The organism is Streptomyces sp. NPDC051180 (assembly GCF_040689545.1).
GTDB lineage: Bacteria > Actinomycetota > Actinomycetes > Streptomycetales > Streptomycetaceae > Streptomyces.
Genome location: NZ_JBFBBC010000009.1, coordinates 159,605 through 175,433 on the forward strand (window position 1 = coordinate 159,605; position 15,829 = coordinate 175,433).

Here is a 15,829-nt window from a genome sequence, read left to right on the forward strand (position 1 = left end):
AGATGGCCACCACCATTCACGTACATGAATCGGAGAGGTGCGGTGCCGGGCGGCACGGGTCAGGCAAGATCCGAAAGAGACGGCCTAGTCGGGACCCGTCCAGTCGAAGGTGATGTGCTTGCTGGACCGGCCTTCGCGGCTCCAGAGGAAGCCGTGGGCGTCGGCGCGGTCCGCTGTCGAGCGGCCCCAGGTCGCGACCTGGCCCGGTCCGGTCTCCGCGCCCGGCAGGTTGGTCGACTGGACGCGCGCGCCGTCCGGCGTCGTCGGTCCCGTGAGCGCAACCGCGCTCGCCTCGACCCGGCCCGGCACCACGGCCCGCCAGCTCGCGAGGTCGTCGGCGACCTCGATCCGGATGGGGGCGAACTCCATGCCGCGCATCTCGGCGCCCATCATGCTCACCATCTCGGCGGGCCAACTGCCCGCCTGGCCACCGAAGATCATCTGAAGCGCCTCGCGCTGGGGGCCGTCGGCGCGTTCGTCGACGAAGACCGCGGCGTAGGTGTCGGTGTGGTCGGCCCAGATGTTGCCGACGAACGAGCCCAGCATCAGCACGTTGAGACCGTCCAGGGACACGTCACCGTACCGGCCCTCGCGGACGTGCCAGGCGAGGATGCCGTCGCAGTCGCCGTAGGTGGGAAGCTGCGCGAACGAGCAGGGGCAGGGCACGTTGCACTTGCAGGTGTCGAACCAGTCGCCCGCCGCGTGCCACCGGGGAACGGCCGCCGTCGTCTCGGACATCTCCCTGCCTCCTCGTGACCGCGCCGGGACGTCGATCGCGGGAGGACGGCAGAACCCCGGGAGCCCTCGCCGGCCCACGCCCGGGTCGTACGGGTATCCACCTCCATTGTCCCACCGCGGGAGTCCCCGGGAGAGGTGCGTTCTCCGTACACGCGTTCCCGCGCGCACGCCCGGGGCCGCCGTGATGTGCTGGAGGTGTGCGCCTCGACCCGAAGGCCCTGTCACCCTCTCTGCGTCCGGCGAACCTCCTGTCGGCCCGGCAGCTCGCGTTCGCCTGGTCGGTGATGGCGGCGATCGCCGTGCTCGCCTGGGTGCTGGTGGTCGACCAGGCCCGTGACATGGGGGTCGAGCCGGGGACGATGGGCATGGGCATCCCGCTGTTCCTGCTGCTGTGGCTGGTCATGATGATCGCCATGATGTTCCCGTCCGTGGCCCCGGTGGCCCTGACCTGGACCCGGGCCATCGGGCGCCGCTCGCCCACACCGGTCGCGCGGGTCGCCCGCACGGCCCAGTTCGCCGCCGGGTACCTGCTGGCCTGGACGGCCTTCGGCCTGTTCGCCTACGGGCTGCTCGCCGCGACCGGGGCTCTGGTGGACCGGAACCCGGGCGCCGGGCGCTGGATCGGCGCCGGGGCCTTCCTGGTCGCCGGGCTGTACCAGTTCGGCCCGTGGAAGGACCTCTGTCTGCGGCACTGCCGGAGCCCCATGGGTCAGCTGGTGCGCTACGCGGGCTTCCGACCGCGGGCCCGGGACCTGCGGGTCGGGGCGCACCACGGCGCGTACTGCGTGGGCTGCTGCTGGGGGCTCATGGTCGTGCTCGTCCCGCTCGGGGTCATGAACGTCCTGGCGATGGCCGCCGTGGCCGTCGTGATCTTCGTGGAGAAGCTCTGGCGGCTGGGCCCCGTCTTCTCCTGGGTCGTCGGGGCCGCCTGCCTCGCCCTCGCCGTGCTGAGCCTCTTCCAGCCCTGGCTGCTGCCGGGCCTGATACCGCCGCAGTCACCCATGACGGAGATGCTCCGTATCTAGGGGGCGCCTCGGCGAGCCCGGCATCATCGGCAAGGCACCCGCTAGCCGCGCCCGCGGAGGGCGGTGGCGTACGCCTCGTCCGGGTCGAGGCGGCGGAGTTCCTCGGCGATGAGTTCGGCGGTGGTGCGGACCTTGAGGGCGAGGACACGGCTGGGCTGACCGGGGATCGCGAGGCGGGCGACGGGGCCTTCGGGACGGTCGATGCGGATCTCGCCGTCGGCGGTGTCCATGCGGACGGCCGTGACGACGGGTCCGTCGGTGACGACCCGGTCGACGGGGACGCGGAGCCGGACCTCGAACCAGCGGGCCAGGAGTTCGGCGCTGGGGTTCTCCGCCTCGCTCTCGACGGCGGCGGCCGTGACGGCGAGGGGCGCCTGGTCGAGGGCGGCGGCCAGCATGGAGCGCCACGGGGTGAGCCGGGTCCAGGCGAGGTCCGTGTCGCCGGGGGCGTAGGATGCGGCGCGGGCCTCCAGCGCGGCGAGGGGGTCCTCCACCGCGTACATGTCGGTGATGCGGCGCTGGGCGAGCGACCCGAGCGGGTCGCGGGAGGGGACTTCGGGGGCGTCGACGGGCCACCAGACGACGACCGGCGCGTCGGGCAGGAGCAGGGGCAGGACCACGGAGTCGGCGCGGGCGCCGAGTTCGCCGTGGAGCCGGAGCAGGACCGTCTCGCCGGAGCCCGCGTCGGTGCCGAGGCGGACCTCCGCGTCGAGCCGGGTCTCCTGCCGGCCGCGCGGCGAACGGGCGTGCCGCTTGATGACGACGAGCGTGCGGGAAGGGTGTTCCCGCGAGGCGTCGTTGGCGGCCTTGACGGCGTCGTAGGCGTTCTCCTCGTCGGTGACGACGATGAGGGTGAGCACGGCGCCGACGGCGGGTGTGCCGACTTCCCTGCGCCCTCGCAGGATCGCCTTGTTGATCTTGCTGGAGTTGGTGTCCGTCAGATCGATCTTCATGCGCGGCCCCCGTCCCTTCCTGTGCGGCGAGCCTAACCCTCCCGCGCGGCGGACGCGTGCGGGTCCCTTCCCACTAGGGCCTGTCGTCACATTCCCCTCTGCCCCGCGACGCCTGGCACGCGCTCTCGCCGCACCGGGCGAAAGCGCGAGTACGCCCAGTACGAGCACTTCCACCCGGCACACCGAGAGCACGCACCAGACGCCGCAGGGCCGCCCTTCGGGCAACGAGGGGATTGTGACGACAGGCCCTAGGCCGACTTCGGCTCGGGGTCCGGTTCGGGGTCGGGGTCGGGGGCGGCCTGCTCCTGTGCGCGGCGGCCGACGACGGCCGCGGCGGCGATCGCCGTGCCGAGGAAGGCGGTGGCGACCACCCAGGGGCGGTCGAGAACGTGACAGGTGGCGTGGTCCAGGGAGTAGCGGCCGGCACCGGTGATGCCGATGGCGGCGGCCGTGAAGCCGAGGAACGCGGGGTACTCGTAACCTCCGGCCTGCGCGAAGAAGCCGGCCGGGGCGTGGACGGCGACGGCTCCCGCCATGGCGCCGGCCGCGGCGGCGCCGGCCGCCGGGGTGGCGAGGCCGAGGGCGAGGAGGACTCCGCCGCCGGCCTCGCCGAGGCCGGCGGCGATCGCGCTCTCGCGGGGCGGGTTGAAGCCCATGGCCTCCATCGCCTTGGAGGTGCCCTCGATGCCGCCGCCTCCGAACCAGCCGAGGAGCTTCTGCGTGCCGTGCGCGGCGAGGACGGCGCCGGTGCCGACCCTCAGCACGAGCAGCCCGAGATCGCGTCGGTTGAGGTGGGCCATGGGGTTCTCCAGGTGCGGGAGGCGGAGGCGTACGCCGTCCACTCTGGTCCGGGTGCTCGCCGGGCGCCCTTCGAGCGGCATTCCGCGTAGGCCACTTGAGTCATCTTTTGCGGTGTTCGACCCGTGTTGCTTGACTGAGTGGGCTTTCGTTCTCCGAGGGAAGTGGGTTGCCGCATGACCGCCGAGGCCACCGAGACCGCGCTGCGGGAGAGGGTCCGGGCCCTGATGCCCCGGGCGAAGGAGGACCTGACCGCGCTCGTGGCGATGCGGTCGGTCGCCGACCCCCGGCAGTTCCCGCCCGAGGAGTGTGCGAAGACCGCCGACTTCCTCGTCAGGTCCTTCACGGAGGCCGGGCTGCGGGACATGCGGCGGGTGACGACGCCGGACGGCACGGACGCGGTGGTGGGGCACGCGCCGGGGCCGGAGGGGGCGCCGACGGTGCTGCTGTACTGCCACTACGACGTGCAGCCGCCGCTGGACGACGACGCGTGGCGGACACCGCCGTTCGAGCTCACCGAGCGCGACGGGCGCTGGTTCGGGCGCGGCGCGGCGGACTGCAAGGGCAACATCGCCATGCATCTGACCGCCCTGCGGGCCCTGGGCGGCCCGGAGGGCCGGGACTTCCCCGTGAACATCAAGTTCGTGGCGGAGGGTTCGGAGGAGCAGGGCACGGGCGGGCTGGAGCAGCTCGTCCCCCTGCAGCCCGAACTCTTCTCCGCCGACACCCTGTTGATCTGCGACACGGGCAACTTCGCGCTCGGTCTGCCGACCGCGACCACCTCGCTGCGCGGGCTGACCAACGTCGTCGTCACCGTCTCCACGCTCAAGGGCGAGATGCACTCCGGCATGTTCGGCGGCCCGGCGCCCGACGCGCTGGCCGCGCTCGTCAGGATCCTCGACGGCCTGCGCGACGAACACGGCAACACCGCGGTCAAGGGGCTGGCCGGGGACGGGAGGTGGGACGGCGTGGACTACCCGCCCGAGCAGTTCCGCACCGACGTCGGCGTGCTGGACGGCGTCTCCCTCGTCGGCACGGGCTCGGTCGCCGACGAGCTCTGGGCGCGTCCCGCGGTCACCGTGCTCGGCATCGACTGCCCGCCGGTGGTGGGTTCCTCGGCCGCCGTGCAGGCGAAGGTACGGGCGCGGGTCAGCCTGCGGGTGCCGCCTGGGATCGACGCGGACGACGCGCGGCGCGCCCTCACCGACCATCTGGTGTCGGCCGCGCCCTGGGGCGCCAAGGTGGAGGTCGAGCCCGAGAGCGCCGGGCAGCCGTTCCGGGCGCGCACCGACGGTCCCGCCTACCGGGCGCTGGCGGCGGCGCTGCGCACGGCGTACGGGAAGGACATGGTGCAGTCGGGGCAGGGCGGATCGATCCCGCTGTGCAACGTGCTGGCGGAGCACTTCCCCGAGGCGGAGATCGCGCTGATCGGCGTCGAGGAGCCGGGCTGTCTCATCCACGCCCCGAACGAGAGCGTGGACCCCTCGGAGATCGAGCACATGGCGCTCGCCGAGGCGCTGTTCCTCAGCGGCTACGCCGCCGCGCGCTGACGACACCGCGCAAGGCCCGCCGCCCGCCCGGTTCGCCGGGCGGGCGGCGGTGGCCGTTGACGCGTGCGCTACATTTTGCCGGTCCTTGACCACCGATCCCCCGTGATCGCGATCCTTCGGAGCCGGCAACCCCATGAGCGACATCCTCAACGGCCTCGGCCGGGCCGGCGCCTACGGCGCCCTGGGCGTGGTCCTGCTGATCCTCGGCATCGTGCTGGTGGACGTGCTGACCCCGGGGAAGCTCGGGCGGCAGATCTGGGAGGACCGCAACCGCAACGCCTCGGTCCTGCTGAGCTCGGCCCTGCTCGGCATCGGCGGGATCGTCTTCACCTCGATCTGGACCACGTACGACGACTTCGGCAAGGGGCTCGTCTCCACCGCCGCGTTCGGCCTGCTGGGCCTGGTGATGATGGCGGTGGCGTTCCTGGTCGTGGACCTGGTCACGCCCGGGAAGCTGGGCGCCACCCTGGTCGACCCGGAGCCGCACCCGGCGGTGTGGGTGACCGCCTCCTGCAACATCGCCGTCTCGGCGATCGTGTCCGCCTCGATCGCCTGACCCCGGCGGGCCACCGGCCCGCCGCCGATCCCGCGCCGGTTCAGCCCGCCATCGGCTCGACCTCCAGGAAGCGTCGGCCGCGGGGCCCCTTGTAGAGCAGGGCCTCCCAGCCGAGCCGCGCCAGGGCCGGTCCGCACGAGCCGAGTGCCGCCGCCTCCTCCCGGGCGGCGCCCGAGCCCGGCGGGCCGAGCCACTCCACGACGGCAGTCCCCGGCCGCTCCCCCGCGGTGACCCGGTATCCGGTGCCGAGGCGGGCGCCGGTGCCGTCGACGGACGACGGCGTGAGTCCGCCGCTCTCCAGGGCCAGGGCCACCGCCCGCACGGGCTGCCGGCGCTCCCATTCGGCCGGCACGCCCCGGGGGTCGCCGCCCTGGCGGTGCGTCAGCCGCCTGATCTGGAGCAGCCCGTCGACGGCGGCGCGGATCTCCCGGGAGCGCTGTTCGGCGTCGGCCGCGGGCAGCGGCGGACCGTCCCCCGTGGCCGCCTCGAAGACTCCCCCGGCGCCGACGCCGTCCCCCGGGCTTCGGCCGTTCGTCACAGCAGCCGCCGGATGTCGCCCCGGACCCGGTAGAAGCCGCCCGCGGCGGGGTGCAGGGCGTCGACCACGTACCGCGCGCCGGCCTGCCGGATCGCCCGGGGGAACTGCACGTTCCATGCGGAGTCGTAGCCCTCGGAGACCACCCGGACCCGGGTCCTGCCGCCTTCGGTGACGCACTCGACGACGATCGATCCGGCCGGTGCGTCGTGGACGGCGGTGACCGCGGTGACGGTGGTCGCCGGCTCGTACACCGGCAGGGCGGCGGCGAGCTTGATGTCACGGGCGACCGGGACCGTGCCGCCCTTGGCGGCCTCGATCGCCGCCTCGCTCGCGTCCACGCAGACGAGCGAGCCGTCCGTGGTCACCAGGTAGAGCCGCTCGTCGCGGTACTGCATGGAGAGCGCCGAGCCGCCGCCGGTGCCGAGCTTCCAGAGCCGGGTGCCGTCCTCGGCGAAGCAGTAGACGGAGGAGGACGAGTCGCCCGCGAAGACGAACCGCCCGCCGGGCGAGGTGGCGCAGGAGTACACCGGGCTGTCGCAGGCGTAGACCGCTTCGACGCGGCCGTCCTTCTTCGCGAGCCGCTGGACCTTCTTGCGGGACGTGCCCGCGTAGACCGCCGTGTCCTCCTGCCAGCCGAAGAGGACCCCGCCCTCCGTCGCGCTGTGCCACAGCTCGCCGCCGCCGTCGGGCGCGTGGGCGGCGACGCCGCGCGTGTCCCCGTAGTAGACGGCGTCGCCGTCGGCGCGGACCATCCAGGCGTGCTCGCCCTGGCCGCCGCGCGCCCACTGGTGCTCGTCCTCGTGGTCGATGACGGTGAGCCGGCCGGAGCGGTCGGCGACGTGCAGGACGCCCTCGTGGATGTCGAGCCAGAAGATGTCGACGTCGGTGGCGATGTCGTAGGCGGCGAAGGGGAGCTTGGACGACAGGTCGTACACCTTGCCGTCGTCGCAGCCCGCGTAGATCCAGAAGTCGTCGGCGACCAGGCACTTCACACCGTCCGGCAGGCTGAAGCGGGCCTGCACCTCGCCGGACCGGTCGAGGGTGAAGACGTCTCCCGCCTGGTTCCCGACCCAGCAGCGGTCCTCGTCGACGTGGATGCCGAAGGCCGCGGAGCCGGTCCGGAAGCGCCACAGGACGGGGGCGACGGCCCGGGCGGTGGAGGGCGCGGAGGTGACCTCGCGGCGCGTCACGGCGCGCGCGGCGCGCTGCCCCCGGATCGCCGGGGCGTATCCCTTGCGGACCTTCTCCCCTATCTTCTTCGCCGCGGCGGCCTGCGCCTTGGCCGCGGTCGGGAAGGTGGAGCGCTGGGTCTGTCCGTCCGCGCCGATGCGTCCGTAGCGGACCGACACCGTCGTGTCGTCGACGGTCACTTCGTAGAACTTGTGGGCACCGCCGCCGTCCTGGGACAGCTCCAGATAGGTCGTCGTCATGGGGAAGACGTTAGGGGCACCCACTGACAACGGCCCCCGGAGGCCGGCCTTGCCGGCGTGCGCCACCGGGCCCGCGGTCGGGCCCGGCGGCTTCGCCGCCACCGTCGTCACGTTCGGCAGGGCCGAACACGGTCGGCGCGCGGTGACCCGCGCGTCACCCGGCGGGCTGCCCCGTCACGGTGGCGGGCCGGTTCTCCTTGATCGTGATCCTGCCCTTGCGGAGCGTGGCCAGGCGGGGCGCGCGGCGGGCGACGGCACTGTCGTGGGTGACCATCACGAACGTCAGCCCGTGCTCCTTCCACAGCCCTTCGAGCAGGTCGACTATCTCGTCGCGCATGGACTCGTCGAGGTTGCCGGTGGGTTCGTCGGCGAGCAGGACCTTGGGCCGCTTCACGAGCGCGCGGGCGATCGCGACGCGCTGCTGCTGCCCGCCCGAGAGCTCGGAGGGCAGGTGTCCGAGCCGCTCGCCGAGCCCCACCGACTCCAGGGCCTCGGCGGCCCGGGCGCGCCGCTCGGCGGTCCTGACGCCCAGCGGGACGAGCGCGGTCTCCACGTTTTCCTGGGCGGTGAGGGTGGGGATGAGGTTGAAGCTCTGGAAGACGAAGCCGATGTTCGCCCCGCGCACGGCCGTCAGGCGGCGTTCGGAGAGCCCGGCCAGGTCGGTGCCGTCGAGCAGCACCCGGCCGGCGGTGGGGCGGTCCAGGCCGCCGAGCATCTGGAGGAGCGTCGACTTGCCGCCTCCGGTGGGGCCCTGGATGACCAGGCGGTCCCCCTGCTCCAGGGTGAGGTCGATCCCGGCGAGGGCGTCGACTCTCGCCTGTCCCCGCCGGTACTGCTTGGTGACGCCGATGAGTTCGTACATGGTGCGACTCCTGTGGTGCGTGAGGGGTGGGGGCGATCCGGCGGTTCGGGGCGGCCGGACTCGCCCCGGGGCGGTCGGCTACTCGACGCGGCGCAGCGCGTCGGCGGGGCGCAGCCGGGAGGCGCGCCAGGCGCCGAACGCGCCCGCGACGAGGCCGCCGCCGAGGGCGAGGACGACGGCGAGGCCCACGGTGGTGACGCTCACCGGGGCGGTGAGGGCGATGTCCACGGTCTTCCCGACGGCGGTACGGGCTCCGCCGCCCGGTCCGCCGAAGCCCATGCCGCCGCCCCGCCCGCCGAACCCGCCGGTGCTCGCGCCGAGTTCGGCAGTGAGGGTGGGGCTGACGGCGGTGACGGCGTACGCGCCGGCGAGGCCGATCGCGATGCCGAGGGCGCCGCCGATGACACCGTTGACGAGGGCCTCGCCGACGACCTGGCGGGTGACCCGGCCGCTCTTCCAGCCGAGCGCCTTGAGGGTGCCGAACTCGCGGACGCGGCGGCCGACGGCGGACGAGGTGAGCAGGCCGGCGACGAGGACGGCGGCGATCAGCACGGCGTACGAGAGCCAGGTGCCGACGTCGGAGGCGAGGCCGGCGGCCGTGTCGAGGGAGCCGGAGACGGTCTGGGCGAGGTCGGCCGAGGTGGTGACGGTGGTGCCGGAGACGTTCTTCTGGATGGCGGTCTTGACGGCGTCGATCCGCGTCGAGTCCTCGGCCTTCACGTAGATCGTGGTGATCTTGGCGGCGGACTCGGAGAGCGTCTGGGCCTGCTTGAGCGGCAGGTAGACCTGGGCCGCGGACTGGCCGCTGTCGGCGGTCGCGATGCCGATGACCGCGAACTTCACTCCCTTGACGGTGAGGGAGCCGCCGACGGCGAGGTTCTCCTGCTGGGCGTAGGCGCTGTCGAGGACGACGGACTTCGCGTCGGTCTCGGTGGTCGTGAAGGTACGTCCCTGGGAGATCGTGGACGTGGTGAGGGGGCCGAGGTCGGGGGCGGTGACGTCGGTGCCGTAGAGCGTGAAGGAGTCGACGTCGAAGGCCGCGCCGCCGCCGGTGACGGTGTCGCCGGGTCCGGAGCCGCCGGACCCTCCGCCGGGGCCGCCCGGCTGGGCCTGCTGTCCCTGGCCGCGCTGGATCTGGCCGCGCCTGAACTCGCCGTCGATCTTCAGGTTGACCAGGCTCAGGCCGCCGACGGCGCGGTCGACGCCGGGCTGCTGCGCGACGGTGGCGACGGTGGTGTCCGCGAGGGTCTGGAAGCCCTGCACCATGAGCCGGTCGCTGCTCTGCGCCGCCCCGTCCTCCTTGCCCTGGAACTCGAACCGGGGCCGCTGCGCCTGCCCGCCGCTCTCGGGCCGTTCCTGGGCCTTCGTCACCGTCAGGTCGGTGCCGAGGCCGTACAGCGACTCCAGGACCTTGCCCTGGGCCCGGCTCATGCCGGAGGAGACGGAGTTGACGACGATGACCAGCGCGATGCCGAGCGCGAGCCCGGAGGCGACGACGAGCGCCGCCTTTCTGCGGCGGCGCAGTTCGCGCCGGAGGTAGGTGAAGAACATGAGCGCGAAGCTAGGGGCGCCGGGTGATGACGGGATAAGGCCCGCGTGAGAGCCGGATGAGAGCGGAGCCCCGGATTCCCGCAACGGCCCCGTGGAGCCCGGTCCGTGGAGAGTGGGTGTCATGGACGGACGGGCGCATGCCGCCGCGTGGAGAGCCCGGTCCGTGGAGAGTGGGCGTCATGGACGGACGGGCGCATGCCGCCGCGTGGAGAGCCCGGTCCGTGGGAGGGTCGGCTTCATGGACGGACGGACGCATGTCGCGCGGAGGGGTCACGTCACCGCGCTGCTCGACGCCACGGGGACGTTCTTCGCACCGGCCCGGACGGCGTTCCCCGGTGCGGTCGCGGCGGACTGGGAACGGGCCGCGGCGCTGGACCCCGGGGCGTTCGGGCCGGAGGGGAGCTGGCGCCTGGACTTCCGGTGCTTCGCCGTCGCCGACCCCGACGGCGGGGGCTGGACCCTCGTCGACGCCGGCGTCGGCCCCGCCGAGGGTCCCGGGGCGCCCTGGTGTCCCGTACCCGGCCGGCTGCCCGAACTCCTGGCGGAAGCCGGGATCGACCGGGAGGACGTGCACACCGTGGTGCTGACGCATCTGCACGAGGACCACACCGGCTGGGCGACCGGAGCGGACCGGCAGCCGTTCTTCCCGCGTGCGCGGTACGTCGTGCAGCGGGCCGAGACCGCCGCCCTGGACCGCGACGACCCGGTGTGGTCATGGGTGGTGGAGCCCCTGCGGGCCGCCGGGCGGCTGGACGAGGTCGACGGGGAGCGGCGCCTGCGGCGCGGGCTGACCCTGGTGCCCACGCCCGGACACACGCCGGGCCATCAGTCCGTCCTGGTCGAGGGGCCGGACGGCGGGGAGGTGCTGGTCACGGGCGATCTGCTCGTCCACGCCGTGCAGCTCGCGAACCGGGCCGTGGCGTACTCCCACGAGCGGGATCCCGCCGCCGCCCGTCTCTCCCGCGAGGAGTGGCTCGACCGTGCCGCGGTCCGCGGAGCGGTGCTGGCGACGGCCCACCTGACCGCCCCCTTCGTACGGGTGCCGGCGGCGGGTGGGGATCAGGCGTCCGTCGGCGGGGCGTAGGCCAGCGGGTCGGCGAGGACGTCGTGGAGGACGAGGGCGGCCGCGCCGCGTGACGCGTCGGTGGCGGCGGAGGCCGGGCGCAGCCTGCCGGACTCCGGGGTCCAGAGGCCGGAGACGACCCGTGCCGAGAGCTCCTGCGCGAGGGCGGGGGCGAGCCAGGGCAGCAGACGGGTGAAGATGCCGCCGAGGACGACCGCCTCGGGGTCGAGGAGGTTCACCGCGCCCGAGAGGGCCCGTCCGAGCATGCGGCCCGCGTCGCCGAGGGCCGCGAGGGCGCGCGGCTCGTCGGCCCGGGCGCGCCGGACGAGGTCGGGGACGCCGCTCGCCCCGGCCGCGGCGAGCAGCGCCGCCTGTCCCGCGTACTGCTCCAGGCAGCCCCGGGAGCCGCAGCGGCAGCGGGGGCCGTCGGCGTCGACGACGAGGTGCCCGATCTCGCCCGCGAACCCGTGCGCGCCGCGCAGGAGTTCGCCGTGGACGACGATGGCGCCGCCGACGCCGATCTCCCCCGTCAGGTGCAGGAAGGTGCGGACGTCGCCGAGGGTGCCGGACCACAGCTCGGCGAGGGCCGCCATGTTGGCCTCGTTGTCGGAGGTGAGGGGCAGGCCCGCGGCGTCGGGGCGCAGGGCGGTGAGGGCCTCGCCGAAGAGGCGTTCCGCCTCGACCTCGTTCCAGCCGAGGTTGGGCGCCTGCCGGACCGTGCCGCCGGAGACGAGCCCGGGCAGTGCGAGGCCGGCCCCCGCCGGGGCGAGTCCCAGCCCGTCGGCCGTGCCGAGGGCCTCGGCGGCGATCGCGGCGGCGCGGGAGAGGACCACGGGGGCGGCGGCGCGGTTGTCGAGGCGCTCGGTGCGCCGGACGCGGTCGGTACCGGTGAGGTCGACCAGGCAGACGGTGACGTAGTCGACGTTGATCTCGACGCCGAGTCCGGCCGCCCCGGTGCCGGCCGGTTTGAGCACCGTTCCGGGCCGGCCCGCCTGGCCGCTGAACGTCTTGCCCGACTCGACGAGGAACCCGAGGTCGAGGAGCTGCTCGACGAGGGAGGAGACGGCCGGCCGGGTGAGCCCGACGCGGGCCGCGACGGCCGCGCGGGTCGTCTCGCCGGCCTCGTGGACGGTCCGCAGGACGAGGCTCAGGTTGTGCCGGCGCACTCCCGACTTGTCGGCCTTGGGTTCCGTGGGCTGGTTCATGGTGAGCGAGAGCCTAGTCGCCCCTTTCGCCCTCGTGAAAACAGTTCGGTCACCGAACTCTCGTGGGATACGCTCCGGCCATGACGCTTCCGCGTGACTACCGCGGCCAGACCTGTGCCCTCGCCCGCTCGATGGAGGTCGTCGGCGAGCGCTGGACGCTGCTGATCCTGCGCGACGCCTTCTACGGCGTCCGCCGGTTCGGCGAGTTCGCCGCCCATCTCGGCGTCCCCAGGGCCGTCCTCACCGACCGGCTCACCACCCTCACCGAGGCCGGCGTCCTGGAGCGCCGCCCCGAGCAGGGCACCGGCCGCCGCGAGGTGTACGCGCTCACGCCCAAGGGCGTCGCCCTCTGGCCGGCCGTCCGGGCCCTGAGCCTCTGGGGCGAGGAGTTCCACCCCGCCGACGGCGGCCCGCGCCGCGTCTTCCGGCACAGCGACGACGAGGCGCCGCTCTCCCCCGACGGCCGCTGCACCGGCTGCGGCGACGCCGTCCCCGTCACGGACGTCCTGGTAACCCCCGGCCCCGGACTCGACCCGCCCGGGCCCGGCGCGGACCCCGTCACGACGGCGCTCGCCCGTCCCCACCGCCTGCTCCGTCCCCTGATCACGCCCACCGCGCCCTCGCGGCGCCCCACGAGAGGTCCACAGTCATGAAGATCCTGGTCGTCGGCGCCGGTGCCACCGGTGGATACTTCGGCGCCCTGCTCGCCCGCGCCGGAGAGGACGTCACCTTCCTCGTCCGCCCGGCCCGCGCCGCCGCCCTCCGCGCCCGCGGGCTCCGGGTCGTGGGGCGTGACGAGGAATGGGTCCTGACCCCCCGTCTGGTCACCGCCGACGCGCTGGACGGCCCCTACGACCTGGTCCTCCTCTCGGTGAAGTCCACCGGGCTCGACCGCGCGATCGAGGACGTGGCCCCGGCAGTGGGACCGGACACCGCCGTCCTGCCCCTCCTCAACGGCCTCGCGCACCTCGCCCCGCTCAACGCCCGTTTCGGCGAGACCGCCGTCCTCGGCGGCGTCGCCAAGGTCGTCACCACCCTCGACGACGCCGGCGACATCCGCCGCCTGGCACCCCTGGCCCACCTCGCCCTCGGCGAGCAGGACGGCACCCTCTCCCCGCGCGTCGAGAAGATCCGCGCCGTCCTCGAAGGCGCCGGCATCGACGCGCCGGTGCCCGAGCGGATCGTCACGGCCATGTGGCACAAGTGGGTCTTCATCACCACCTTCGGCGCTCTGACCGGCCTCATGCGCGGCACGGTCGGCGACGTGTACGACACACCCGGCGGCCCCTCCCTGGGCCCCGCGCTCCTCGACGAGGCGGCCGCGGTCGCCGGGGCGGCCGGCCACCCCGTACCGGACTCCGAGCGGGCCGCCACCCTCGCCGTCGTCTCGGCCTCCGGCTCGCCCATGGTCCCCTCGCTCTACCGCGATCTGGTCGCCGGCCGCCCCACCGAGGTGGAGCACCTCTTCGGCGACCTGACGGAGCGCGCACGCGCCCTCGGCGTGGCGACCCCGCTCCTCGACCTGGCGACGCTGCACCTGCGCGTGCACCAGAGGCGGGTGGCGGCCGGGGAGTGAGGAGGGGCGGGGGCGCCCGGGGCGAAGGCGGTGCGGGGTGTCCGGGCCATGCCCCGGCCTCTGCCCTCCGCTCCCGTCAGTCGATGGACAGCGGTGCCTCCGGGGCGAGTTCGGCCGCGATGCGCCGGGCTACGACCTCGGCCGTGTTCCCGTCGGGTGTCGTCGCCGTCTTCGTGGTGGAGACGGCGAGGGCGAGGCGCCTCGACGGCAGGTACGCCTGGATCGCCGCGTACCCGGAGAACGAGGGGTTCTGGAGCACCCAGCCGTTCACGACGATGACGCCGAGACCGAAGTGCTTGGCCTCGGTCTGCTTCAGGCAGATCGCGGCGGGACAGGTGGCGGTGGCGCCCCCGAGGCCGACGGTGCCCGGGTCGAGCAGGGTCTCGTAGGAGCGCCGCGAGAGGAGTTCGCCGCTCCCGACGGCCTCCGCGGAACGGGCGAGGTCACAGATGTGCGTGGTGATCACGGCACCCGGCGCGGTGGTCCACGACGGGTTCCAGAACGTCGACTCCTCGTAGAGGCCGCGGTCGGAGGTGAAGGCGTGCAGGACCGGGCGCGGGATGTCCGGCGTGAAGTTGTTCCGCGTGTCGCGCATCCCGAGCGGACCGGTGACGCGTTCCTTGACGAACCGGTCGATGGGCATGCCCGTGATCTTCTCCAGGGCCTGGACCAGGAGCAGGTAGTTCGCGTGCGAGTAGCTCCAGTTGCTGCCCGGCTCGTACCAGAACGAGTGGCTGAGCGGGAAGGCCAGCAGCTCCTCCGGCGTCCACGCGCGGAAGGGGTGCGGGCCCAGCTCGGCCCCGAACGCCGGGTCGGTGACGTAGTCGTGGAGGCCGCTGGTGTTGCTCGCCAGCATGCGCAGGGTGATCCGGTCGGCCTTCGGCAGATCGGGCAGCCAGCGCTCCACGGTGTCGTCGAGCCGGACCCTGCGCTCCTCGACCAGCTGGAGCAGGGCCGTGCCGATGTGCGCGAACGCCACGGAGCCCGCCCGGAAGTGCATGTCCGGCTCCGCCGGGACCCCCGTCATCGACTCGCCGAGCGCGTCCGTCACGACCTCCCGGCCGTCCAGGGTCACCCGGAGCTCCACGGCGTTCAGCCGCAGGTCCTTCTTCGCCTTGCGCGTGATCTCCAGGATCCGCCGCGCCTGCCGGTCCAGGGGACGCTCGGTCCGGACGCAGTCGCGTCCGCCCCGGCCCCCCGGCCCCTCGGCGACCGCCGGTCCGACGACCGCGGCCTGAACCGTCACGGCGAGCAGCGCGGCGCACAGGAGCGCCCTGCGGGTACCCGTACCGGCACGTGCTCGTGCGCGGAAGGAAGTGTGTGTCATGGCCGCACTATCCCCGCGACCCCGCCCCTTCCCCGCCGAACACTCCGCCGCCCCTCCCGGACCCGCCCGTGTGGGGCAGGCGGAGAGTGGCGTTCGGGCTATCGCGGGCCCTCGTCGGGGGCCGGGACGCCCGCGGGTGTCACCCTCCCTCAGGCCCGGTCCGTCAGCTCCTCCGCGAACACCTGCGACAACGGCTGCGGCCCCACGTACTGCTGGCAGTTGCACTGGCCGGCCTCGAAGCGGAGCGGCTTCTTGTTCTCGTCCCAGGCGGTCGGCAGCTCGACACGCTCGTGGCACCGGCCCTGCTTGTCGTGCTTCGCGAGGTGGTGCGTGCACCCGCACACCGGCTCCGGCGTCCGGTGCACGGCCTCTAGGGCAAGACGCTCCTGCTTCGCCGCCTCCAGCAGCTCCATCCTGCGCTCGTGCCGATGACGCAGCGCGGTCCGGCCGGTGTCGACCGCCCACGCGAATCCGCCCGTCCAGAAAAGGATGAGGACCAACCAGAACCAGTTCACGATTCCCCCTGAATTCCCGTCAACTCGTCCCAGCATAGGGCTGAGCCGGCCGCACCGACCGGCCGTGGGAGCAGCCCTTGCGGGGGCCGGCGGGAAGCCCCCACGGCGCGGTGCCCCCGCCGGCGCCGAGCGGATCGCCCCG

General features: G+C 73.9%; 16 protein-coding genes. 6 read left to right on the forward strand and 10 right to left on the reverse strand.

Annotation, left to right across the window (positions count from 1 at the left end):
* Positions 1-84 precede the first annotated feature (84 nt).
* The gene (locus AB0424_RS18245; RefSeq protein WP_366306533.1) at positions 85-738 is read right to left on the reverse strand and encodes a DUF1326 domain-containing protein; all 654 of its coding nucleotides are present in this window, start codon (positions 736-738) and stop codon (positions 85-87) included.
* A 197-nt stretch (positions 739-935) separates the two neighbouring features.
* Between AB0424_RS18245 and AB0424_RS18250 the strand changes: the two genes are divergently transcribed.
* Positions 936-1,763 (forward strand): DUF2182 domain-containing protein, encoded by an 828-nt coding sequence (locus AB0424_RS18250; RefSeq protein WP_366306535.1) that lies wholly within the window; start codon positions 936-938, stop codon positions 1,761-1,763.
* A gap of 41 nt (positions 1,764-1,804) precedes the next feature.
* Here the strand turns inward: AB0424_RS18250 and opcA are convergent, their stop codons facing one another.
* Both opcA and AB0424_RS18260 read right to left on the reverse strand, forming a co-directional pair.
* Positions 1,805-2,716 (reverse strand): glucose-6-phosphate dehydrogenase assembly protein OpcA, encoded by a 912-nt coding sequence (gene opcA / locus AB0424_RS18255; protein WP_366306537.1) that lies wholly within the window; start codon positions 2,714-2,716, stop codon positions 1,805-1,807.
* A 248-nt stretch (positions 2,717-2,964) separates the two neighbouring features.
* Entirely contained in the window at positions 2,965-3,516 is a 552-nt protein-coding gene (locus AB0424_RS18260; protein WP_366306539.1) for a DoxX family membrane protein, read from the reverse strand.
* Positions 3,517-3,690: 174 nt separating this feature from the next.
* Between AB0424_RS18260 and AB0424_RS18265 the strand changes: the two genes are divergently transcribed.
* Both AB0424_RS18265 and AB0424_RS18270 read left to right on the forward strand, forming a co-directional pair.
* Entirely contained in the window at positions 3,691-5,064 is a 1,374-nt protein-coding gene (locus AB0424_RS18265; protein WP_366306541.1) for a dipeptidase, read from the forward strand.
* Positions 5,065-5,197: 133 nt separating this feature from the next.
* A complete protein-coding gene (locus AB0424_RS18270; protein WP_366306543.1) occupies positions 5,198-5,620 on the forward strand; it encodes a DUF350 domain-containing protein in 423 nt (140 codons plus the stop codon).
* A gap of 40 nt (positions 5,621-5,660) precedes the next feature.
* On the opposite strand, the gene AB0424_RS18275 is transcribed toward AB0424_RS18270, so the two are convergent.
* From AB0424_RS18275 to AB0424_RS18290, 4 genes are all read right to left on the reverse strand, one after another.
* On the reverse strand, positions 5,661-6,158 hold the full coding sequence (locus AB0424_RS18275) for a hypothetical protein (RefSeq protein WP_366306545.1): 498 nt from the start codon (positions 6,156-6,158) through the stop codon (positions 5,661-5,663).
* Positions 6,155-7,588 carry a WGR domain-containing protein gene (locus AB0424_RS18280; RefSeq protein WP_366306547.1) on the reverse strand — a complete coding sequence of 478 codons (1,434 nt, stop codon included), beginning with the start codon at positions 7,586-7,588 and terminating at the stop codon, positions 6,155-6,157. The genes AB0424_RS18275 and AB0424_RS18280 overlap by 4 nt, the downstream gene beginning before the upstream one ends.
* Before the next feature lie 154 nt (positions 7,589-7,742).
* Complete coding sequence (locus AB0424_RS18285; RefSeq protein WP_366306549.1) at positions 7,743-8,450, reverse strand: ABC transporter ATP-binding protein; 708 nt, start codon at positions 8,448-8,450, stop codon at positions 7,743-7,745.
* Positions 8,451-8,528: 78 nt separating this feature from the next.
* Positions 8,529-10,001 (reverse strand): ABC transporter permease, encoded by a 1,473-nt coding sequence (locus AB0424_RS18290; RefSeq protein ID WP_366306551.1) that lies wholly within the window; start codon positions 9,999-10,001, stop codon positions 8,529-8,531.
* Between the two features lie 238 nt (positions 10,002-10,239).
* On the opposite strand from AB0424_RS18290, the gene AB0424_RS18295 reads away from it, so the two are divergent.
* A complete protein-coding gene (locus tag AB0424_RS18295; RefSeq protein WP_366306553.1) occupies positions 10,240-11,085 on the forward strand; it encodes an MBL fold metallo-hydrolase in 846 nt (281 codons plus the stop codon).
* Here the strand turns inward: AB0424_RS18295 and AB0424_RS18300 are convergent.
* Positions 11,061-12,269: an ROK family transcriptional regulator gene (locus AB0424_RS18300; RefSeq protein WP_366306555.1), complete on the reverse strand. Its 1,209-nt coding sequence runs from the start codon at positions 12,267-12,269 to the stop codon at positions 11,061-11,063. The genes AB0424_RS18295 and AB0424_RS18300 overlap by 25 nt on opposite strands.
* 80 nt (positions 12,270-12,349) lie before the next feature.
* Here AB0424_RS18300 and AB0424_RS18305 point away from each other — a divergent pair, with 80 nt between their 5' ends.
* Positions 12,350-12,922, forward strand: coding sequence for a helix-turn-helix domain-containing protein (locus AB0424_RS18305; protein ID WP_366306557.1), 573 nt, complete (start codon positions 12,350-12,352; stop codon positions 12,920-12,922).
* Complete coding sequence (locus AB0424_RS18310) at positions 12,919-13,845, forward strand: ketopantoate reductase family protein (protein ID WP_366306559.1); 927 nt, start codon at positions 12,919-12,921, stop codon at positions 13,843-13,845. The genes AB0424_RS18305 and AB0424_RS18310 overlap by 4 nt, the downstream gene beginning before the upstream one ends.
* Positions 13,846-13,921: 76 nt before the next feature.
* Here the strand turns inward: AB0424_RS18310 and AB0424_RS18315 are convergent, their stop codons facing one another.
* The gene (locus tag AB0424_RS18315; protein ID WP_366306561.1) at positions 13,922-15,172 is read right to left on the reverse strand and encodes a serine hydrolase domain-containing protein; all 1,251 of its coding nucleotides are present in this window, start codon (positions 15,170-15,172) and stop codon (positions 13,922-13,924) included.
* A gap of 149 nt (positions 15,173-15,321) precedes the next feature.
* Positions 15,322-15,687 (reverse strand): hypothetical protein, encoded by a 366-nt coding sequence (locus AB0424_RS18320; protein ID WP_366306563.1) that lies wholly within the window; start codon positions 15,685-15,687, stop codon positions 15,322-15,324.
* Positions 15,688-15,829: the final 142 nt, after the last annotated feature.